The sequence below is a fragment of the Massilia sp. X63 genome, assembly GCF_041023745.1.
Lineage (GTDB): Bacteria > Pseudomonadota > Gammaproteobacteria > Burkholderiales > Burkholderiaceae_D > Telluria.
The window spans coordinates 397,507-419,170 of the sequence record NZ_JBFTEF010000001.1 but is presented as its reverse complement, the minus strand read 5'-3'; the positions used below and the strand labels follow the sequence as shown (position 1 = coordinate 419,170).

The 21,664-nt window shown below is 64.8% G+C and carries 20 protein-coding genes and 2 tRNA genes; 1 reads left to right on the top strand and 21 read right to left on the bottom strand.

The features are described from left to right. Positions 1-9 precede the first annotated feature (9 nt). From AB3347_RS01885 to AB3347_RS01850, 8 genes are all read right to left on the bottom strand, one after another. A complete protein-coding gene (locus tag AB3347_RS01885; protein WP_369090069.1) occupies positions 10-990 on the bottom strand; it encodes an MBL fold metallo-hydrolase in 981 nt (326 codons plus the stop codon). 115 nt (positions 991-1,105) lie between these two features. Further along, a complete protein-coding gene (locus tag AB3347_RS01880) occupies positions 1,106-1,453 on the bottom strand; it encodes a DUF5710 domain-containing protein (RefSeq protein WP_369090068.1) in 348 nt (115 codons plus the stop codon). Between the two features lie 102 nt (positions 1,454-1,555). Continuing rightward, positions 1,556-1,632, bottom strand: a tRNA-Arg gene (locus AB3347_RS01875). An 84-nt stretch (positions 1,633-1,716) separates the two neighbouring features. Beyond that, positions 1,717-1,793 (bottom strand) — tRNA-Pro (locus AB3347_RS01870). 62 nt (positions 1,794-1,855) lie between these two features. Continuing rightward, positions 1,856-3,196, bottom strand: a complete 1,341-nt coding sequence (glmM, locus tag AB3347_RS01865) for a phosphoglucosamine mutase (RefSeq protein ID WP_369090067.1) — start codon at positions 3,194-3,196, stop codon at positions 1,856-1,858. Positions 3,197-3,263: 67 nt separating this feature from the next. Beyond that, positions 3,264-4,112: a dihydropteroate synthase gene (gene folP, locus AB3347_RS01860; protein WP_369090066.1), complete on the bottom strand. Its 849-nt coding sequence runs from the start codon at positions 4,110-4,112 to the stop codon at positions 3,264-3,266. Between the two features lie 95 nt (positions 4,113-4,207). Next, positions 4,208-6,094, bottom strand: a complete 1,887-nt coding sequence (gene ftsH, locus AB3347_RS01855; RefSeq protein ID WP_369090065.1) for an ATP-dependent zinc metalloprotease FtsH — start codon at positions 6,092-6,094, stop codon at positions 4,208-4,210. A 218-nt stretch (positions 6,095-6,312) separates the two neighbouring features. Then, entirely contained in the window at positions 6,313-6,960 is a 648-nt protein-coding gene (locus AB3347_RS01850) for an RlmE family RNA methyltransferase (RefSeq protein ID WP_369090064.1), read from the bottom strand. 43 nt (positions 6,961-7,003) lie between these two features. Between AB3347_RS01850 and yhbY the strand changes: the two genes are divergently transcribed. Continuing rightward, a complete protein-coding gene (yhbY, locus tag AB3347_RS01845; protein ID WP_369090063.1) occupies positions 7,004-7,474 on the top strand; it encodes a ribosome assembly RNA-binding protein YhbY in 471 nt (156 codons plus the stop codon). 91 nt (positions 7,475-7,565) lie between these two features. Here the strand turns inward: yhbY and AB3347_RS01840 are convergent, their stop codons facing one another. The 13 genes from AB3347_RS01840 to pstS form a co-directional block, all read right to left on the bottom strand. Next, complete coding sequence (locus tag AB3347_RS01840) at positions 7,566-8,048, bottom strand: DUF4149 domain-containing protein (RefSeq protein ID WP_369090062.1); 483 nt, start codon at positions 8,046-8,048, stop codon at positions 7,566-7,568. Then, positions 8,048-8,527: a transcription elongation factor GreA gene (gene greA, locus AB3347_RS01835; RefSeq protein ID WP_224945633.1), complete on the bottom strand. Its 480-nt coding sequence runs from the start codon at positions 8,525-8,527 to the stop codon at positions 8,048-8,050. The genes AB3347_RS01840 and greA overlap by 1 nt, the downstream gene beginning before the upstream one ends. A gap of 101 nt (positions 8,528-8,628) precedes the next feature. Next, the gene (gene carB, locus AB3347_RS01830; protein ID WP_369090061.1) at positions 8,629-11,859 is read right to left on the bottom strand and encodes a carbamoyl-phosphate synthase large subunit; all 3,231 of its coding nucleotides are present in this window, start codon (positions 11,857-11,859) and stop codon (positions 8,629-8,631) included. Further along, the gene (carA, locus tag AB3347_RS01825; RefSeq protein ID WP_369090060.1) at positions 11,852-13,042 is read right to left on the bottom strand and encodes a glutamine-hydrolyzing carbamoyl-phosphate synthase small subunit; all 1,191 of its coding nucleotides are present in this window, start codon (positions 13,040-13,042) and stop codon (positions 11,852-11,854) included. Before carA ends, carB begins: the two co-directional genes overlap by 8 nt. A 340-nt stretch (positions 13,043-13,382) precedes the next feature. Then, entirely contained in the window at positions 13,383-13,793 is a 411-nt protein-coding gene (locus AB3347_RS01820; protein WP_369090059.1) for a heme-binding protein, read from the bottom strand. Positions 13,794-13,802: 9 nt separating this feature from the next. Next, the gene (locus tag AB3347_RS01815) at positions 13,803-14,717 is read right to left on the bottom strand and encodes a patatin-like phospholipase family protein (protein WP_369090058.1); all 915 of its coding nucleotides are present in this window, start codon (positions 14,715-14,717) and stop codon (positions 13,803-13,805) included. Between the two features lie 64 nt (positions 14,718-14,781). Continuing rightward, complete coding sequence (phoR, locus tag AB3347_RS01810; protein ID WP_369090513.1) at positions 14,782-16,074, bottom strand: phosphate regulon sensor histidine kinase PhoR; 1,293 nt, start codon at positions 16,072-16,074, stop codon at positions 14,782-14,784. Positions 16,075-16,105: 31 nt separating this feature from the next. After that, complete coding sequence (locus tag AB3347_RS01805; RefSeq protein ID WP_369090057.1) at positions 16,106-16,792, bottom strand: response regulator; 687 nt, start codon at positions 16,790-16,792, stop codon at positions 16,106-16,108. Positions 16,793-16,794: 2 nt separating this feature from the next. After that, positions 16,795-17,496 (bottom strand): phosphate signaling complex protein PhoU, encoded by a 702-nt coding sequence (gene phoU / locus AB3347_RS01800; protein WP_369090056.1) that lies wholly within the window; start codon positions 17,494-17,496, stop codon positions 16,795-16,797. Between the two features lie 33 nt (positions 17,497-17,529). Next, positions 17,530-18,324: a phosphate ABC transporter ATP-binding protein PstB gene (gene pstB / locus AB3347_RS01795; RefSeq protein WP_369090512.1), complete on the bottom strand. Its 795-nt coding sequence runs from the start codon at positions 18,322-18,324 to the stop codon at positions 17,530-17,532. 37 nt (positions 18,325-18,361) lie between these two features. Then, positions 18,362-19,222: a phosphate ABC transporter permease PstA gene (gene pstA / locus AB3347_RS01790; RefSeq protein WP_369090055.1), complete on the bottom strand. Its 861-nt coding sequence runs from the start codon at positions 19,220-19,222 to the stop codon at positions 18,362-18,364. Then, positions 19,222-20,154: a phosphate ABC transporter permease subunit PstC gene (gene pstC, locus AB3347_RS01785; protein WP_369090511.1), complete on the bottom strand. Its 933-nt coding sequence runs from the start codon at positions 20,152-20,154 to the stop codon at positions 19,222-19,224. Before pstC ends, pstA begins: the two co-directional genes overlap by 1 nt. A 175-nt stretch (positions 20,155-20,329) precedes the next feature. Further along, positions 20,330-21,367 carry a phosphate ABC transporter substrate-binding protein PstS gene (gene pstS / locus AB3347_RS01780; RefSeq protein ID WP_369090054.1) on the bottom strand — a complete coding sequence of 346 codons (1,038 nt, stop codon included), beginning with the start codon at positions 21,365-21,367 and terminating at the stop codon, positions 20,330-20,332. Positions 21,368-21,664 lie beyond the last annotated feature (297 nt).

Here is a 21,664-nt window from a genome sequence, read left to right as displayed (position 1 = left end):
CTTGTCCCGTCAGCGCTGTATCCGGCTAAACGAATAGGTCTCGCCGTGCGCAAGATAGACCACGTCCTTCTCGAGTCCGGCCGCCTTGACCTCGCGCGCGAAATCCTCGAGCGGCGACTTGAACACGTCGTAGTCGTTGTAGTGGATCGGTACGGTTTTCTTCGGCCGCACGATCTGCATCATGCGCACGCCGTCCTTGCCGTCCATGGTCACCTTGAGCACGCCCAGGATGCGGGTGCCGCCGAGGTGCAGTAGCGCCAGGTCGATGTCGGGGAAGCGCTGCGGGATGGCGCGGATGTCGTCGTACACCAGCGTGTCGCCACTGATGTACATGCGGTAGTCGGGCGCGGCCGGATCGGTGCCGAAATCGAGCACCGAGCCCATCACCGTGGGCAGCAGCACCGCCACCCCGGCCGGGCCATGCCGGCCCGGGGCGGCCGTCAGGCGCAGGCGCGACGCGCCCTTGCTGACCTCGAGCCGATCCCAGCTGCTCAGGCCGATGGTGCGGGTGAATCCAAAACGCTTGAGGCGCTCGCTGGCCTCCTTGGTGGTGACGATCGGCGTGGCGCGGTTGAGCTTTTCCTGCACCAGCTGGTCGAAATGGTCGCCATGGTAGTGCGAGAGCACCACCAGGTCGATCGGCGGCAACTGGTCGAAGTCGATCGCCGGATTGGTCTTGCGTTCGGCCGTTAGCCCATAGCCCAGGTGGACGTGCTCGCCCTTGTGCAGGAAATTCGGGTCGGTCAGGATGGTGAAACCCTGGAAGCGGATGATCACCGTGGCCGTACCGATGAACTGCACGGTGCCGCTATCCGCATCCGCGGCCTGGGCGCCCTGCGCGGCATCGCCCGCCAGTTGCAGCGTGAAAGTCTCGCCCGGCGCCGGCGCGGCGGGCGCGTCGGCGGCACCGGCACCGGGCACCAGGGCGCACAGCAGCGCGGCCAGGCAGGCGAGACGGATACAGGGCTGGAACAGGCGTGCGACATGCATGGGCGGTCTCCGAAAGCGCGCCTCCGGGGACGGTGCGCGGTGCCGGAACGTTAACACAGCAACGCCACCCACGCCGTTCGCTTGCCTGAGCGAACCTGAGCGAACCTGAGCCGGCTTACAACCTCGACACGATCCCCGCCAGGTGCTGGCGCGCCTTTTGCCATTCGGTACCGGCCAGGGCCGCGCCGCATGCCGGGCAAGGCTCGAAGGGGTTGCAGTCATGGCCGAGCGCCAGGTAGTTGGCGCCCGTCACCGTCTTGCCCTGGTAGCTGTCGACGCGGCCGCCGGCAGCCGCCGGTGCGGCGGCGCCGCCCCCGGCATCGGCGCCCTGCCCGGCCCATTTGGCGAAGGCGGCGGTGGCGACGCCGTCCGGCACGTACCAGCGGCGTTTGGTGGGATTCCAGCGGGCGCCGAGCGCCTTCGCTTCGTCCTTCTCGGCGTAGGGAACTGTCAGGAAAAGCATGGGGTCCGAAAGTGTTGGTCAGGGACGGCCGCGGCGGGCCGGTCCGGGAACGTGATCTTACTGCAGCGGACGGCAAACGCGAAACTGCGACGATGCCAGGGATGGCCTGCCCAGCTGGGTTCGAACCAGCGACCCTCAGCTTAGAAGGCTGATGCTCTATCCAACTGAGCTATGGGCAGATGAAGATGGCGCGCGCAAGAACCGGATTGCCGGGCCACCAGAAATGAAACGGGCTGTCGATCGACAGCCCGCGGAGGAAGCGGTGGTCGGAGTACAAGGATTCGAACCTTGGACCCCCTGGTCCCAAACCAGGTGCGCTACCGGGCTGCGCCACACTCCGATATGGGGCCGATCATACTCCCGCAACGGGTGCGCGTCAAATCACGCACCCTTGCCGCCAGGTCAGGCGGCCAGCTTGTCCGCAATGCGGCGCGCCATGCTTTCGGCCAGCTCCGCTTCCTTGGCCTCGACCATGACCCGGATCAGGGGCTCGGTGCCCGAGGCGCGGATCAGGACGCGGCCCGAATCGCCCAGCTCGCGCTCGACCGCTTCCTTCTCGGCCACCAGGGCCTGGTGGCTGGTCCAGTCGAAGCCCGGGGTGACCCGCTTGTTGATCAGGGTCTGCGGATAGAGCTTGAGTTCGCTGCAGCATTCGGCCAGCGACTTGTTGCTGCGCTTGAGCGCCGACAGCACCTGCAGGGCCGAGACGATGCCGTCGCCGGTGCTGTGCTTGTCCAGCGCCAGCAGGTGGCCGGAGCTCTCGCCGCCGAACAGCCAGCCGCGCTCCTGCATCACTTCGAGCACGTAGCGGTCGCCGACCTTGGCGCGCGCGAAACCCACGCCCATCTGCTTGAACGCCACTTCCAGCGCCATGTTGGTCATCAGGGTGCCGACCGCGCCGGCGACCGGGCCGGTGGCCATGCGGTCGCGCACCATCAGGTACAGCAGTTCGTCGCCGTTGTAGACGCGGCCGCTGGCGTCGACCATGATCAGGCGGTCGGCATCGCCGTCCAGCGCGATGCCGAGGTCGGCCTTGTTGGCCACCACGGCTTCCGACAGCGCCTTCGGCGCGGTCGCGCCGACGCCGGCGTTGATGTTGAAACCGTCCGGCGATGCGCCGATCGAGACCACTTCGGCGCCGAGCTCGTGGAACACGTGCGGCGCGATGTTGTAGGCGGCGCCGTGGGCGCTGTCGACCACGATCTTCAGGCCACGCAGGTCCAGTTCGTTCGGGAAGGTGCTCTTGCAGAATTCAATGTAGCGGCCCTGGGCGTCGCGCAGGCGGGTCGCGCGGCCCAGCTTGTCCGACGGCACGCAGCCCATCGGCTGGTCGATCGCATCTTCGATTTCCTGTTCCACCGCGTCCGGCAGCTTGGTGCCGTGTTCGGAGAAGAACTTGATGCCGTTGTCCTGGAAGGGATTGTGCGAGGCCGAGATCACCACGCCGGCCTGCAGGCGTAGCGCCCGGGTCAGGTAGGCGATGGCGGGGGTCGGCATCGGACCGGCCAGCATCACGTCCACGCCGGCGGCGGAGAAGCCCGCTTCCAGCGCGGCTTCGAGCATATAGCCGGAGATACGGGTGTCCTTGCCGATCAGGACGACCGGACGGCCGCTGCTCGACTTCCCGCCCTTGGCCAGCACCGTGCCGGCGGCATAGCCGAGGCGCATGACGAAGTCAGGCGTAATCGGTGCTTCCCCGACCAGGCCACGAACACCATCTGTACCAAAATATTTGCGTGCCATTGTTGTTCTCTTTTCTATCCGTGATTAAACGCCGTGCGTATTTTATCTGAGTAATTATTTCACGCCGTCACGATTCATGCGCCGCGTGCCAGACCTTGAGGGCGTCGGCGGTCTCCGCCACATCGTGCACGCGCACGATTCTAGCGCCATGCGCTACCGCAGCCAATGCGCCGGCAATGCTGCCGGCCACGCGCTGCTCCACCGGACGCCCGGTCACGGCGCCGATCATCGACTTGCGCGACAGCCCGGCCAGCAGCGGCAGGCCGACTTCGTCGCGGATGCGCGCCAGGTGACGCAGCAGCGCGTAGTTGTGCTCGACCGTCTTGCCGAAGCCGAAGCCCGGGTCGATGCAGATGCGTTCGCGCTCGATGCCGGCGCGCACCAGGAAGTCCACGCGCTCGTTCAGGAAGTCGATCACCTCGCGCACCACGTCGGCGTATACGGGCTCCTGCTGCATGGTCTGGGGCGTGGCCTGCATGTGCATCACGCACAGCCCGCAATCGCTGTCGCGCACCGCCTCCACGGCGCCCGGGGCCCGGAAGCCGTTGATGTCGTTGATCATGTCGGCGCCGGCGATAAGCGCCTCGCGCATGACCTCAGGCTTGCAGGTGTCGACCGACAGCGCGCAGTCGAGGGTGCGCAGCGCGTACAGGGTCGGGATCACGCGCGCCAGTTCTTCCGCCACCGGCACGCTGGGCGAGCCCGGCCGGGTCGACTCGCCGCCGATGTCGATCATGGTGGCGCCGTCGCGGATCATTTCCTCGGCGTGCGACAGGGCGAACTCGAGCCCTTGGTAGCGGCCGCCGTCGGAGAAGGAATCCGGCGTGACGTTCAGGATGCCCATCACGACCGGATGGGTGGAGGCCGGGCCTTCCAGCGCGAAGCTGTACTGGCCGCATTGCAGTTGCTTGGTCATGGTATGAAAACGGATGGCGATGGGATTGCGTAAACGAGCAAAAGGCATCCGGTGGATGCCTTTTTGCGTGCGTGGACAGGCGCTCAGGCCGCGAATCAGGCAGGTGCGGTGGCGTTCGGCGCCACCCCGCCCGAGCCGCCGTCGCCCGGCGGGGTGCGCTTGGTCAGCAGACCGGCCTTGGGCTGGCGCGGCTCGCGGCCCGCCATGATGTCGTTGATCTGCTCGGCGTCGATGGTTTCCCAGTCGAGCAGCGCCTTGGTCATCATCTCGACCTTGTCGCGGTTCTCCTCCAACAGGCGGCGCGCCAGGGCGTACTGCGTGTCGAGGATCGTGCGGATCTCGGCATCGACCTTCTGTTGGGTCGCTTCCGAGATGGTCTTGGTGGCGCCGCCGAAGAAGCCCTCGTTCTCGCTGTCTTCGTAGACCATGACGCCCATGCTCTCGGACATGCCGAAGCGGGTGACCATCGAACGGGCCAGCTTGGTCGCGCGGGCGAAGTCGTTCGAGGCGCCGGTGGACATCTGGCCGACGAAGATCTCTTCGGCAATACGGCCGCCGAACAGGATCGAGATTTCTTCCAGCATCTTGTCTTTGTAGCCCGACAGGTTGTCGTGCTCCGGCAGCTGCCAGGTCAGGCCGAGGGCGTAGCCGCGCGGCATGATCGTGACCTTGTGCACCGGGTCGGCCTTCGGCAGCAGCTTGGCGACCACCGCGTGGCCCGACTCGTGGTAGGCCGTGTTGCGGCGCTCTTCCTCGCGGATGATCATCGACTTGCGCTCAGGACCCATGTAGATCTTGTCCTTGGCGTCTTCGAAGTCGATCATCTCGACCAGGCGTTTGCTGCGCCGCGCCGCGAACAGCGCGGCCTCGTTGACCAGGTTGGCCAGGTCGGCGCCCGAGAAGCCCGGGGTGCCGCGCGCCAGGATGTCGGCCTTGACGTCGGTGCCGATCGGCACTTTACGCATGTGCACGTTCAGGATCTGCTCGCGGCCGCGGATGTCCGGCAGGCCCACCATCACCTGGCGGTCGAAACGGCCCGGGCGCAGCAGCGCCTTGTCGAGCACGTCGGCGCGGTTGGTCGCGGCGATGACGATGACGCCCGAGGAGGCTTCGAAGCCGTCCATCTCGACCAGCAACTGGTTCAGGGTCTGTTCGCGCTCGTCGTTGCCGCCGCCCATGCCGGCGCCGCGGTGGCGGCCGACGGCGTCGATCTCGTCGATGAAGATGATGCAGGGCGAATGCTTCTTGGCGTTCTCGAACATGTCGCGCACTCGCGACGCACCCACGCCGACGAACATCTCGACGAAGTCCGAACCGGAGATCGAGAAGAACGGCACCTTGGCTTCGCCGGCGATGGCGCGTGCCAGCAGGGTTTTACCGGTACCCGGAGGACCGACCATCAGCACGCCGCGCGGGATACGGCCGCCCAGCTTCTGGAACTTGGTCGGGTCTTTCAGGAAGTCGACGATTTCCGAGACTTCTTCCTTCGCTTCGTCGCAGCCGGCGACGTCGGCGAAGGTAACCGTGTTGTTGGTTTCATCGAGCATGCGCGCCTTCGACTTGCCGAAGGAGAACGCACCGCCCTTGCCGCCGCCCTGCATCTGGCGCATGAAGAATACCCACACGCCGATCAGCAGCAGCATCGGGAACCAGGAGATGAAGACCTGCTGCAGGAACGACGGTTCCTCGGGCGGCTTGACATCGAAACGCACGCCGTTTTCGCGCAGGTCGCCGATCAGGCCGCGGTCGAGGATGGTCGCGGTGGCGCGGACCTTGGTGTCGTCGCTCTTGGTCGCGGTAATGTTCGAGCCTTCGATCACGACGTCCTTGATGCGACGCGCTTTCACCTCATCGAGAAGCTCGGAATAAGCGATGGTCTTGCTGCCGCCGGCGACGCTGTGGTTGTCGAACTGCTTGAACAGCATGAACAACAGCAGCGCAACGACCACCCAGATGGCGGATTTGGAAAACATATTATTCACGAAAACTCCTCCGATGCGGATTGCATCTCTACCGATTTCAGTATGACGATTTTAACCGCAATAAGCCGACGCCGCCACGCAACGTACGACAATAGTGCCAAAATGACATTTTTACACGCCTGGCGGCGTGGCAATCGTTTGCACAGCCAGGCTTACGCTGGCTGATGTGCGGTTGCTGCGCCGAATATCAAGGGCAAAAGTGCTTCCGGACGCGGTTTTCACGCTACCGGATTCTTCAGACCCCGTCCAAGCAGGAAAATTTCCGAGGATTTGTCCCGGCTTGCCTTGGGTTTGACCTGCTTGACGGTCTTGAATTCGGTACGAAACTTTTCCAGTATCTGAGTAAATCCCATATCTTTAAAGCACTTCACCAGCAATGCCCCGCTCGGTTTCATGTGATTTTGAGAAAACTCAATGGCCAGGTCGATCAAGTGTTCCATTCGCGCAGCATCCGCGGTGGGAATACCCGACAGATTCGGCGCCATATCGGACAGCACCAGGTCGACCTTGCGTCCCTGCAGCAAGGCGTCGAGCTGGTCCAGCACTTCTTCTTCGCGAAAATCACCCAGGATGGTCTGGACGTCGGCGATCGGTTCCATCGGCAACATGTCGAGACCGATGATGGTGCCGTGGATGCCGCCGCCGTCGGCGCCGGCCAGCTTGCGCCGGGTGTACTGGGCCCAGCTGCCGGGCGTACAGCCGAGGTCGACGATGACCTGGCCCGGCTTGATCAGCTTTTCGCTTTCGTCGATTTCCTTGAGCTTGTAGGCCGCGCGGGCGCGGTAGCCCTCTTTCTGGGCCAGTTTGACGTAGGGGTCGTTAATATGGTCGTGTAACCAGTTTTTGTTTAATTTGTTCTTGGCCATTCGCGTAGAATACTGCTTTTAAAGGTACATCCAAAAAATTATTATGCTTAAACTCACTCCGGCCGAGCGCAGCGCACTGCGCGCCGAAGCCCACGGACTCAACCCAGTCGTCATGATCGGCGAATCCGGCCTGACCGAATCGGTCATGAAGGAAATCGCTTCCAGCCTCGACGCGCACGGCCTGATCAAGGTCCGTGTGTTCGGCGACGACCGCGAAGCCCGGGTTGCCATGTACGAACAGATCTGCGCGGAACTCGACGCGGCGCCTGTCCAGCACATCGGCAAGCTGCTGGTGCTCTACCGCCCGAAGAAGGAAGCCGTCAAGGAACGCAGCGGCAAGGCCGGCAAGGGCATGCGCGAAGTTACCATCGTCAAGGCCAGCGCCAGCGGCACCAAGAAGCCGAGCGTCACCAAGGTCATGTTGAAGGGGAACGAACGCGTGACCGCGGGAGGCAACATCAAGCGCGCCAAACCGCGTCAGACTTCGACCAAGAAAAATGCACTGAACAAGTGATTCGGCTCGTGCACGAGAAAACCGGGGCGACCCGGTTTTTTTTCGCCTGCCTGGCGAACCTGGCATCAGCCTTCCAAGCTGAGGGTCCGCCCTAGCGGCTCTTGAGAACCAGCATCGCTGCCAGCACGCTCTCGATCACGTGAAACAGCTGCGACACCCCATGCATCGCGGCGAACTGTGTCCAGTACGGCGACGCCCTCACCCCGGCCGGGCCGGCCAGCTCGCGCATCTGCGCCATGGCCGGCTGCAGGCCGGCCCACATCACCAGCGCGCAGGCCAGCATCGCCAGCACCAGCAGGTTCAGCGAGCGCCGGCGCCCCGCATCGAGATCGGGCGAGAGGCGCACCAGCAGCAGCATCAGGACCGCGCAGCCGAGCGACACCCAGCCCAGCCGGTTCAGGAAGACGGCGACGACGCCGCCGGCCGCCGTGCTGGGCAGCGCCGAAAACACCGCCGGCGCGGCGACGTAGCCGAGCACCCACAGCGCCCCGGCCCACAGCACCGCTACCAGCAGCCGGGCGGCGGCCAGGCGCGAGGCACTGCGGGAAGCCGGGCGCGCAGCGGCTTGCGTCATCAGACGTAGCGGACTTCGAGGATTTCGTATTCGCGCGGACCCGACGGGGCCTGCACTTCGACCACGTCGCCGGCGTACTTGCCGATCAGGGCGCGGGCGATCGGCGAGGTCACCGATACCTTGTTCAGCTTGATGTCGGCTTCGTCGATGCCGACGATCTGGTAGCTCACCTTCTGGCCGCTTTCCAGGTCTTCCAGGTCGACGGTCGAGGCGAAGACGACGCGGCCTTCCGCATCCAGCGTGGCCGGGTCGATGATCTGCGCGGCGCTCAGCTTGCCCTCGAGTTCCGCGATGCGGCCTTCGACAAATGCCTGGCGCTCTTTCGCGGCATCGTATTCGGCATTTTCGGACAGGTCGCCGTGCGAGCGCGCTTCGGCGATCGCGTCGATCACGTTACGGCGTTCCTTGGTCTTGAGCTGGTGCAGCTCTTCCTTCAGGAGTTCGGCGCCGTATTTGGTCAGTGGTACGCTAGTGTTCATGTCGCTCTAGGTTATTTCGTGATTGGACGCACCAAGTGAAAACCACAGAGGCGCGCGGCGCAAGCCGCGCGAGCTCTGTGGTCCCTGGTACTACTTGCTGCTTAGTTTAAGGTTTTATGGAGACCTTGTAAATCATAGACGCGCAGCTCGTCCAGGTGGCGCATACCCTCGATCGCGGCTTCCGCGCCGGCGATGGTCGTGTAGGTGACCACGCGCGACTGCAGGGCCGAGGTACGGATGGTGGCGGAATCCTTGATCGCCGAACGCTTCTCTTCCACGGTGTTGACCACCATGACGATCTCGCGGTTCTTGATCATGTCGACCACGTGCGGACGGCCTTCCAGCACCTTGTTCACCTGGCGCACCGGGATGCCGGCCGCTTCGATGACGGCCGCGGTGCCCTTGGTGGCCACCAGCGAGAAGCCCAGCGCCACCAGCTCGCGCGCCACGCCAACGGCGCGCGGCTTGTCCGTGCCCTTCACCGATAGGAACACGGTGCCCTTGGTCGGCAGGATGATGCCGGCCGCCAGCTGCGACTTCACGAAGGCTTCGCCGAAGGTTTCGCCCACGCCCATCACCTCGCCGGTCGACTTCATTTCCGGTCCGAGGATGGTGTCGACGCCCGGGAACTTCACGAACGGGAACACGACTTCCTTGACGCTGTAGAACGGCGGCGTCACCTCTTTCGTGATGCCCTGCTGGGCCAGGGTCTGTCCCACCATGCAGCGCGCTGCGATCTTGGCCAGCTGCAGCCCCGTCGCCTTCGACACGAAGGGCACGGTTCGCGAGGCGCGCGGGTTCACTTCGAGAACGAACACGGTATCGACCGTCTTGCCGTCGACTTCCGTTTGTTGAATGGCGAACTGCACGTTCATCAGGCCGACCACGTTCAGGGCCTTGGCCATCAGCGCGGTCTGGTGCTTCAGCTCGGCGATGGTCTGCGGCGACAGCGAGTACGGCGGCAGCGAGCAGGCCGAGTCGCCCGAGTGCACGCCGGCCTGTTCGATGTGCTCCATCACGCCGCCGATGAAGGTGGCTTCGCCGTCCGAGATGCAGTCGACGTCGACTTCGATGGCGTCGTTCAGGAAGCGGTCCAGCAGCACCGGCGAATCGTGCGAGACCTTGACCGCTTCGCGCATGTAGCGCTCCAGGTCGCGCTGTTCGTGGACGATCTCCATCGCGCGGCCGCCCAGTACGTAGGACGGACGCACCACCAGCGGGTAGCCGATCTCGTCGGCCAGCGCCAGCGCGTCGGCTTCGGTGCGCGCGGTGCGGTTCGGCGGCTGGCGCAGGCCGAGCTTCTGCAGCAGCTGCTGGAAGCGCTCGCGGTCTTCGGCCGCATCGATCATGTCCGGCGAAGTGCCGATGATCGGCACGCCGTTGGCTTCCAGATCCAGCGCCAGCTTCAGCGGAGTCTGGCCGCCGTACTGCACGATCACGCCTTCCGGTTTTTCCAGCTCGACGATTTCCAGCACGTCTTCCAGGGTCAGCGATTCGAAGTACAGGCGGTCCGAGGTATCGTAGTCGGTCGACACGGTCTCCGGGTTGCAGTTGACCATGATGGTCTCGTAGCCGTCTTCGCGCATGGCGAGGGCCGCGTGCACGCAGCAGTAGTCGAACTCGATGCCCTGGCCGATGCGGTTCGGGCCACCGCCCAGCACCATGATCTTCTTCTTGTCGGTCGGGTTGGACTCGCACTCCTCGTCGTAGGTCGAGTACATGTAGGCGGTGTTGGTCGCGAACTCGGCGGCGCAGGTGTCGACGCGCTTGTACACCGGACGGATGCCCAGTTCGTGACGTCGCGCGCGTACGGCCTGCGGCGTGGTCTGCATCAGGAAGGCCAGGCGACGGTCCGAGAAGCCCTTCTGCTTGAGCTTGTACAGGGTCGGCTTGTCCAGGCTGTCGAGCTTCTGGTGATCCAGCCACAGCTCGATGTCGACGATCTCCTTGATCTGCACCAGGAACCACGGGTCGATCTTGGTGAGGTTATGCACTTCTTCCAGGGTGAAGCCCTGGGCAAAGGCGTCGCCCACGTACCAGATGCGCTCCGGTCCCGGCTCGCCGAGTTCTTCTTCGATCTTCTCGCGGTCGCGGGTCTTCTCGTTCAGGCCGTCGACGCCGACTTCCAGGCCGCGCAGGGCCTTCTGGAAGGATTCCTGGAAGGTGCGGCCCATGGCCATCACCTCGCCCACCGACTTCATCTGGGTGGTCAGGTGCTTGTCCGCGGTCGGGAATTTCTCGAAGGTGAAGCGCGGGATCTTGGTGACGACGTAGTCGATCGACGGCTCGAACGAGGCCGGGGTCGCGCCGCCGGTGATCTCGTTGCGCAGCTCATCAAGCGTAAAACCAACGGCCAGCTTGGCCGCCACTTTCGCGATCGGGAAGCCGGTGGCCTTCGAGGCCAGCGCCGAGGAACGCGACACGCGCGGGTTCATCTCGATGACGATCATGCGGCCGTCCTTCGGGTTGATCGCGAACTGCACGTTCGAACCGCCGGTATCGACGCCGATCTCGCGCAGCACGTTGATCGACGCGTTGCGCATGATCTGGTATTCCTTGTCGGTCAGCGTCTGCGCCGGCGCGACGGTGATCGAATCGCCGGTGTGGACACCCATCGGATCCAGGTTTTCGATCGAGCAGATGATGATGCAGTTGTCCTTCTTGTCGCGGACCACTTCCATCTCGTACTCTTTCCAGCCGAGGAGGGACTCTTCGATCAACAGCTCGTTGGTCGGCGAGGCTTCCAGGCCGCGCTTGCAGATCTGCTCGAACTCTTCCTCGTTGTAGGCGATGCCGCCGCCGCTGCCGCCCATGGTGAAGGACGGACGGATGATGGTCGGGAAGCCCAGCTCGCGCTGCACGGCCCAGGCCTCGTCCATCGAGTGCGCCACGCCCGAGCGCGCCGAACCGAGGCCGATCTTGGTCATCGCGTCCTTGAACTTGGCGCGGTCTTCGGCCTTGTCGATCGCTTCCGGGGTCGCGCCGATCAGCTCGACATTGTATTTCTCCAGCACGCCGTTGTGGTGCAGGTCGAGCGCGCAGTTCAGCGCGGTCTGGCCGCCCATGGTCGGCAGGATCGCGTCCGGACGCTCCTTGTCGATGATGCGCTCGACGACCTTCCAGGTGATCGGCTCGATGTAGGTGACGTCCGCCGTTTCCGGGTCGGTCATGATGGTCGCCGGGTTCGAGTTCACCAGGATGACCTTGTAGCCTTCCTCGCGCAGGGCCTTGCAGGCCTGGGCGCCCGAGTAATCGAATTCGACCGCCTGGCCGATGACGATCGGACCCGCGCCGATGATCAGGATGCTTTTGATATCACTACGCTTAGGCATTTACTTCTTCTCCTGCAGTATTTTTTCCAGCTTTCGCATCCATCAGCTTGATGAAGCGGTCGAACAGGTAGGCGACGTCGGTCGGGCCGGGCGAGGCTTCCGGGTGGCCCTGGAAGCAGAAGGCCGGCTTGTCGGTACGCTCGAAGCCCTGCAGCGAATCGTCGAACAGCGACACGTGGGTGACGCGGCAGTTGGCCGGCAAGCTGTCCGGGTCGACCGCGAAGCCGTGATTCTGCGACGTGATCAATACTTTCTTCGAATCGAGGTCCTGCACCGGGTGGTTGGCGCCGTGGTGACCGAACTTCATCTTCATGGTCCTGGCGCCGGACGCCAACGCCATGATCTGGTGGCCGAGGCAGATGCCGAAGGTCGGGATGCCCTTCTCGATGAGCTCCTTGCTGGCCTTGATGGCGTAGTCGCAGGGTTCCGGGTCGCCCGGGCCGTTGGCCAGGAAGATGCCGTCCGGGTTCAGCGCCAGCGCGTCGGCCGCGGTCGCTTGCGCCGGCAGCACGGTCACCTTGCAGCCGCGCTCGGCCAGCATGCGCAGGATGTTGCGCTTGACGCCATAGTCGAAGGCGACCACATGGTACTTGGGATTGTCCTGCTGGCCGAAACCTTCGCCCAGTTTCCACTCGGTTTCGGTGAACACATACGGTTCTTTCACCGACACGACCTTGGCCAGGTCCATGCCTGCCAGGCCCGGGAAGGAGCGCGCCAGTTCCAGCGCCTGGGCTTCCGACGGCTCCTTGCCCTGGATGCCGGTCACGATGGCGCCGCTTTGTGCGCCCTTCTCGCGCAGGATGCGGGTCAGCTTGCGGGTGTCGATGCCGGCGATGGCGACCACGTTCTCTTGCTTCAGGTAATCCGACAGCGACTGGGTGGAGCGGAAATTCGATGCCAGCAGCGGCAGGTCACGAATGATCAGGCCGGCGGCGTGGACCTTGGAGGCCTCGACGTCGGCCGGGTTGACGCCGTAGTTGCCGATGTGCGGGTACGTCAGGGTAACGATCTGACGCGAATAGCTGGGGTCGGTAAGGATTTCCTGGTAGCCAGTAATCGCGGTGTTGAACACCACTTCGCCGGTCGTGTGACCGGTGGCACCAATGGAAACTCCTTTGAAAATCGTTCCGTCAGCGAGGGCCAGGATGGCTGGGACGGCTGGGCCAGAAAAAAATGGCGGCAAGGGTAACTCCCAATAAAGTTACCGTAGCTGCGCCACGTCAGACCGACATCCAACAAACCCGGGCGGAGACCTGCCTGCCGGTAGCTGGACATCTAGTTGAATGAGGGATGGTGGGTAGGCGCTACGGCAAATGTGTGAATGGTTAAACTTCCGAATTATAGCGCGGAATGCCCCTATTCGGCAATGCACCAATTCTACAAAAGTGGCGCTGATTTTGCCCAAACGTGTGCGAAAGTGGCGCGCAAACCGGCCTGCGTTCGATGAATTGCTGCCCGTGCGAAATAAAAACAAAAGGCACCCGCAGGTGCCTTCCGTGACATCGGGGTGACAAGCTCGGCTGTTATGCAGCGCCCAGGGCAGCGATGCCGGCCTTGGCGATCTGCGCATCTTCGTTCGACTTCACGCCCGACACGCCGACCGCGCCGATGACGTGGCCGCCCGCGATCACCGGCACGCCGCCTTCCAGCATGCCTTCGAGCTCCGGCGCCGACAGGAAGGACATGCGGCCGTTGTTGATCACGTCTTCATAGAGCTTCGACTCGCGGCGGCCCAGCGCCGCGGTCCTGGCCTTGGCCGGCGCGATGTGGGACGAGGCCGGCGCGGCGCCGTCCAGGCGCTGGAACCACAGCAGGTGACCGCCGTCGTCGACGATGGCGAAGGACACCGCCCAGTTGTTCTTCAGCGCTTCGGCTTCGGCGCCCGCGGCGATCTTCTTGACGTCCTCGAGGGTGAGGTAAGGCTTGGTGTGCATGAGCTTCCTTTATTGTCCTAATTGCTTGGCCTTGAGCTTGGCCTTGATCTGTGGCATCACAGCGGCGGCCGCCTGTTCGCCTGCAAGGATCGCCAGGTTGCGGTTGCTGAAGTCGGCGCTGCCCATGTTGCCGAGGTTGGGCGTGATGACGATGTCTGCTTCCTTCAGCTCGAAGTGGTTCAGGCGCTGGCCCATGATACTGAAAGTCTGCATCAGCACGTCGAGCGAACTGGCCGTGGCCGCGCCTTCGGTCGCACTGGAAATGTTCACCGCGATAATGAAGTCGGCGCCCATGTCCCTGGTGAACTTCACCGGCACCGGCGCCACCAGGCCGCCGTCCACGTAGGTGTTGGCGCCGATCTTCACCGGCTGGAACACGCTCGGCACCGCCGAGGAGGCGCGCACGGCCATGCCGGTGTTGCCCTTGTTGAACAGGATCGGCTTGCCGGTCTTGAGGTCGGTGGCGACCGCGCCGAAGCGCAGCTTCAGGCGCTCCATCGGCAGCCCGCCGACCGCCTTGTTCACGTAATTCTGCAGGGCTTCGCCTTTCAGCACGCCGGTCGACTTGCCGAACAGCGGCAAGGCCCAGTCCGAAATCGTGGCCTCGTCCATGCCGAGCGCGGTCTTCTGCAGGGTGAAGCCGTCCATGCCGGAGGCGTACAGCGAGCCGACCACCGAGCCGGCGCTGGTGCCGACCACGATCTCGGGCACGATGCCCTGGGCTTCCAGCGCCTTGATGACGCCGATGTGGGCGAAGCCGCGCGCGGCGCCGCCGCCGAGGGCAAGGCCGATCTTGATCTTGCGCGGGGCGGGCGGCGTGGCCTGCTGGGCGACGGGCGTTGCGGGAGGCTTAGTGGGGGTGCTGCCGCAGCCGGCCAGGAGCAGCGCGGCGCAGGCGATCAGGGAACGACGACGAGAGAACATAAAAGCTGCCGAAAAGAACGAGCTACGATTGTAACCCGAGCGGCGGCCGGCCAGAACATTGGGCTCAGCCCGGCAGCGAGGTATTCGGCAACACCGCCGTAAACGTACTCCCCTGCCCCGGCACCGACGCGATCACCAGCCGTCCGCCATGGCGCAGCAGCACGTGCTTGACGATCGCCAGCCCGAGTCCGGTGCCCTGGGTCTCGCGCGAGCGGCTCTTGTCGACCCGGTAGAAGCGCTCGGTCAGGCGCGCGATGTGGATCGGCTCGATGCCGATGCCGGCGTCCTGCACCGAGAAGCGCAGGTCGTCCGGGCCGCGCGTCCAGGACAGCTTGACGGTGCCGCCGTCGGGCGAATAGCGCACCGCGTTCGAGGCCAGGTTGGCAAACGCGCTGCGCAGCTCTTCCAGGCTGCCCATCACGTCCGGGCCCTCGACCGCGACCTCGATCTGGTGCCGGCCGCCCGACAGGGCGCGCGCCTCCAGGGCCACCGATTCGATCATGGCCTTCATGTCCACGCGCTCGCGCTTGAGCGGGAATTCGTCGGACTCCAGGCGCGACAGGGTCAGCATGTCGCCGATCAGGCGTTGCATGCGCTGCGCCTGTTCGGTCATCAGGCTCAGGTGGGCGGTGCGGGTGGCCACGTCCAGGCCCGGGTCGGACATCGCGATCTCGAGGAAGCCGACGATCACCGTCAGCGGGGTGCGCAGCTCGTGCGACGCGTTGGCGATGAAGTCGCGCCGCATCGCCTCGATCCGCTCGGTGTCGGTGGCGTCGTGGGTGACCAGGATCTGGCGGCGGTTTTCGAACGGGATGATGCGGCATTCGAGCTTGCGGCCGCGGAAGGACAGGGTGAGCGGCTGCTCGTAGCGTCCCAGGATCACGTAGTCGATGAATTCGGGGTGGCGCACCAGGTTGGTCACGCGCAGGCCCTTGTCGCGCGCCATGGTCAGGCCGAGGTGGCGCTCGGCCGCCTCGTTGCACCATTCGAGGAACAGCACGTCGTCCATGATCGCCACGCCTTCCGGCAGCAGCTGCATCGCCTCGCGGAAGCGCGCCAGCCACTCGGCCATCTCGGCCTGGTGGCGCTCGTCCTCGCGCCGCAGGCGGTACAGGCGCGCGAACACGTCGGTCCAGGCGCCCCACCCGTCCGGCAGGCGGCTGCTGTGCGGGTCGTGCAGCCATTCGCCCAGCTCGTGCAGGTAGCGCAGCTGGACGAACAGCGCGATCACGGTGGCCGCCAGCGCGAACACCAGGGCCTCGACCAGGCCCGACATCCACCAGACCATGCCGGCGGCCGCGAACATCAGCACCAGGCGCAGGATCGCCGGCACCCAGAACAGCACCTTCGGGCTCATCGAGCGTACCGGATCGTCCCTCACGCGGCGCTCACTTCTCGGACAGCATGTAGCCGACGCTGCGCACCGTGCGGATCAGCCCATCGGCGCTTCTGAGCGCCTTGCGCAGGCGCAGCACGTGCACGTCCACCGTGCGTTCCTCGATCACGGCATGGTCGCCCCACACCTTGTCGAGCAACTGGGCGCGCGAGAACACGCGCTCGCGGTGCGCCATCAGGAACTTGAGCAGCTTGTACTCGGCATTGCCGATCTCGATCTGCTGGTTCTCGACCGTCACGGTGCAGCTGTTCGGGTCGAGCACCACGCTGCCGGCGCGCAGCGGCGCCTCGGCCAGGTGCGGGCTTTTGCGGCGCAGCAGCGCGCGCGCGCGGGCCAGCAGTTCGCGCGGCGAGAACGGCTTGGTGACGTAGTCGTCGGCGCCCGTGTTCAGGCCGGCGATCTTGTCCTCTTCCATGCTCTTGGCGGTCAGCATGATGACCGGGATTTCCTGGAAATCGCGGTCGCCGCGCAGGCGCGACAGCAGGCGCAGCCCGCTCTGGTCGGGCAGCATCCAGTCCAGCAGCACCAGGTCGGGCTTGGCGCGGGTGATGCTGTCCCAGGCCCCACCGACGCTGTCGGCGGTGCGGATGTCCCAGCCGGCTTCGCGCAGCGAATACTTCACCAGTTCGACGATCGCGGGTTCGTCCTCGACCACCAAGACGCTCGTGTTGTCCGCCATGCCTAGACGCCCGCCTGCTCGGGGGCCACCGGCTTGCTGTGGCGGATGTCGCGGCCTTCGACCACGTAGATCACGTATTCGGCGATGTTCTTGGCGTGGTCGCCGATGCGCTCGATCGCCTTGGCCACCCACAGCGTGTCCAGCGCCGACGAGATCGTGCGCGGGTCTTCCATCATGAAGGTGATCAGGTTGCGCAGGATGCTGCGGAATTCGTGGTCCACCACCTCGTCGGCGGCGATCAGTTCCAGCGCCTGCCTGCCGTCGAGGCGGGCGAAGGCGTCCAGCGAATCGTGCAGCAGGTCGGACGTGGCGCGCGCGATGGTGCGCACCATGTCGTAGTGGGCGAACGGCGTGCTGCCGCGCTCGTGCAGGCTCTTGGCGGTGCGCGCGATCTTCGAGGCTTCGTCGCCGATGCGCTCCAGGTCGGTGATGACCTTGATCGTGGCCATCACGGTGCGCAGGTCGTTCGCGGTCGGCTGGCGGCGCACGATCAGGTGGCTGCAGGCGTCGTCGAGCTGCACTTCGAGCTGGTTGACGGCCTGGTCGTCGGCCATCACGCGGTCGGCGCGCGCGACGTCGCCCGCACGGAAGCACTCCATCGCCTCGTCGAACGCGGTTTCCACCATGCCGCCCATCAGCAGGACCTTGGACCGAATCGCTTCCAGCTCCTGGTCATACTGTTTGGATGAATGCTCGCCCGTCATACTGCTCTCCAATTCAGGTTTCGTATTATTCGATCAGCCGAAGCGGCCGGTGATGTAGTCTTGCGTTTCCTTGCGCGCCGGATTCATGAAGATCTGGTCGGTTTCGCCGAATTCGACCAGCTCGCCAAGGTACATGTAGGCAGTGTAGTCGGAACAGCGCGCCGCCTGCTGCATGTTGTGGGTGACGATGGTGATCGTGTAATCCTGTTTCAGCTCGCTGATCAGCTCCTCGATCTTGGCGGTCGAGATCGGGTCCAGCGCCGAGGTCGGCTCGTCCAGCAAGAGCACGTCGGGCTTGACCGCCACGCCGCGCGCGATGCACAGGCGCTGCTGCTGGCCGCCGGACAGCGACAGGCCGCTTTTGTTCAGCTTGTCCTTGGCCTCTTCCCACAGGGCCGCCTTCTTCAGCGCCCACTCCACGCGCTCGTCCATCTCTCCTTTCGAGAGGTTCTCGTACAGGCGCACGCCGAAGGCGATATTGTCGTAGATCGACATCGGGAACGGGGTCGGCTTCTGGAACACCATGCCGACCTTGGCGCGCAGCATGTTGACGTCCACGCCCGGCTCGAGGATATTCCGGCCGCGGTACATGATCGAGCCCTCGGCGCGCTGGCCCGGATACAGATCGTACATGCGGTTCAGGGTGCGCAGCAGGGTCGACTTGCCGCAGCCCGAGGGGCCGATGAAGGCCGTCACCTGCTTGTCGTGGATGTCGAGCGACACGTTCTTCAGGCTCTGCGTCTTACCGTAGAAGAAGTTCAGGCCGGAGATCTCGATCGTCTTGCCGGTTTTCTTGCTGTCGGCAACGCTCGGCACCTGGGTTTGCATAGCTTGGGTCATCACTTGTTCTCTGAAATTAGATGGTTCAACGCGGCGTCTTCTGGCTGAACAGGGTCCGCGACAGGATGTTCAGCAGCAGCACGGTAAAGGTCACCAGCAGGGCGCCGCCCCAGGCCAGCGCGCGCCAGTCGTCGTAGGGGCTCATGGCGAACTGGTAGATCACCACCGGCAGGTTGGCCATCGGCGCGTTCATGTCGGCGCTGAAGAACTGGTTGTTCAGCGCGGTGAACAGCAGCGGCGCGGTCTCGCCGGACACGCGCGCCACCGCCAGCAGCACGCCGGTGACGACGCCGGCCTTGACGGCGCGCAGGCGCACCGTCATCGCCACTTTCCAGTGCGGCGCGCCGAGGGCGTAGGCCGCTTCCAGCAGGCTGTTGGGCACCAGGCGCAGCATGTTGTCGGTGGTGCGCACCACCACCGGCACCGCGATCAGGGACAGCGCGATGGAACCGGCATAGCCCGAGAAGTGCTGCACCTTGGCGACGTAGATCGCATACACGAACAGGCCGATCACGATCGACGGGGCCGACAGCATGATGTCGGTCACGAAGCGCGTCACCTGCGCGAACTTGTTGTTCTCGCCGTACTCGGCCAGGTAGATGCCGGCCAGGATGCCGATCGGGGTGCTGACCAGGGTCGACAGGCCGACCATCATCAGGCTGCCGAAGATGGCGTTGCGCAGGCCCCCGCCTTCGCTGCCCGGGGCCGGGGTGTCGGCCGAGAACAGCGCGCCGGAGATGGCGCCCAGGCCGTTGATCAGGAGGGTCGCCAGGATCCAGGCCAAAAAGGCCAGGCCGACGCCCATGGCCAGCACCGACAGCACGATGCCGACGCGGTGCGCCAGCAGGCGCTTGCGGTACACAGGGTTCTTCGCAGCGGCTTGCATTATTTGCTTCCTTCCTTGCGGGACATCCCGACCAGCATCAGTTTGGCTGCCGACAGCACGATGAAGGTGATGGCGAACAGGATCAGGGCCAGCGCGAACAGCGAGGACACGTGCAGCGGCGAGGCGGCTTCGGCGAATTCGTTGGCCAGGGTCGAGGAAATCGAGTTACCGGCCGAGAACAGCGACCAGGACAGGTCGTGCGCGTTGCCGATCACGAAGGTCACGGCCATGGTCTCGCCCAGCGCCCGGCCCAGGCCGAGCATCACGCCGCCGACCACGCCGTTGCGGGTGTAGGGGAGCACCACCTTGCGCACCACTTCCCACTTGGTGCAGCCCAGGCCGTACGCGGATTCCTTCAGCACGGTGGGGACGATCTCGAACACGTCGCGCATCACCGAGGCGATGAAGGGGATGATCATGATGGCCAGGATCAGGCCGGCGGTCAGGATGCCGATGCCCATGGTCGGGCCCTGGAACAGCTGGCCGATCACCGGCAGCTGGCCGATGCTGGCCTTCAGCAGCGGCTGTACGTGGTCGGCGAACAGCGGCGCGAACACGAACAGGCCCCACATGCCGTAGATGATCGACGGCACGCCGGCCAGCAGCTCGACCGCGGTGCCCATCGGGCGGCGCAGCCATGCCGGGCAGATCTCGGTGAGGAAGAGCGCGATCCCGAAGCTGATCGGGAAGGCCACCGCCAGCGCGATAATCGAGGTGGCGAGCGTGCCCCAGATCGCGATCAGGGCGCCGAACTGGTCGCCCACCGGATCCCATTCCACGCGCGTGATGAAGCCGGCGCCGAATTCCCTGAAGGCCGGCGCGGCCCCGATGATGAGCGAGACGATGATACCGACCAGCACCAGCAGCACCGAGGCGGCGAACAGCAGCGTGATCTTGTGGAAGAAAAAGTCCTGGATGCGCTGCTTGCGCATGGTCTTGCGCAAGGCTGCGGACTGGTGGGCGGCGTCGACCGCTGCCGGATCAGCCAGGTCCCGCAGCGCGACGGATGGTTGTACGCTCATAGAGTTTTTTGTCGATTTTTCTGGCAAACGGAAGGGCCGCCCCGGCTGAAGCGCGACCGGCCCTCCCCTGGCGCCGAGCGGGAAGTTACCAGATTGCCTTGCCCGACGCGTCCTTCAGGTTGGCGCGCCAGGCATCCTGCACCAGCTTGGTGACGCTGTCCGGCATCGGCACGTAGTCCAGCTCGGCGGCAGCCGGGGCGCCGTTCTTGTAGGCCCAGTCGAAGAACTTCAGCACTTCCTTGCCGGCAGCGCCATTGGCCTGGGTCTTGTGCATCAGGATGTAGCTGGCGCCGGTGATCGGCCAGCTGGCCTTGCCCGGCTGGTTGGTCAGCACCACCGCGAAGCCCGGGGTGCCGGCCCAGTTGGCGCCGGCGGCGGCGGCCTTGAAGGCGGCGTCGTCCGGCTGCAGGAAGGCGCCTTCGCGGTTTTGCAGCTGGGTGTGCTGCATGCGGTTCTTCTTGGCATAGGCCCACTCGACGTAGCCGATCGAACCCTTGATGCGCTGCACGTTGGCGGCCACGCCTTCGTTGCCCTTGCCGCCCACGCCCACCGCCCACTTCACCGCGGTGCCGGCGCCGATCTTGGTCTTCCACTCGGGGCTGACCTGCGACAGGTAGTCGGTGAACAGGAAGGAAGTGCCCGAGCTGTCGGCGCGGCGCACCACGGTGATGTCATCAAGCGGCAGCTTCACGCCCGGGTTCAGCGCGGCAATCTGCGGCGCATTCCACTTGGTGATCTTACCCAGGTAGATGTCGGCCAGCACGGCGCCCGAGAGGCGCACCTGGCCCGGGGTCACGCCCGGCAGGTTGATGACCGGCACCACGCCGCCCATGATGGCCGGAAACTGGAACAGGCCGGCGGCGTTCAGCTCGGCGGCCGGCAGCGGCATGTCGGAGGCGCCGAAGTTCACGGTCTTGGCCTTGATCTGCTTGATACCCGCGCCCGAGCCCACCGATTGGTAGTTCAGACCGATGCCCGACGCCTTCTGGTACAGCTCGGCCCATTTCGCGTAGACCGGGTACGGGAAGGTGGCGCCGGCGCCGGTGATATTGGCGGCCTGGGCGCTGGCGACCAGGCTGGTGGCGGCGATGGCGACGGAGACGAACAGGTGCTTCATGCGCATGATGGATCCTTTAGAGAGGTCCGGGACAGGTCCCGTTTCATTGACGCTGCGAAGTCTACTGGCCGATTATGACAAGTTGATGACAGATGTAATAATCGGCGAAAAGCGCCGGCGAAGCGCGGGGCGCACAAGCCATTTTTCCGGCCAGCGGGCGGCACCGCGCCATGCGGATTGTCGCATTTCCCGGCCGGGCCCGAACAGCCCCATCCGATATAAAAATATTCACCCTCGAGGCCGCCGACGGCCTTGTAAAGACGCCTCTTTCTGCTAAGCTGGAAGTGTCGTTTTCATAGGGAG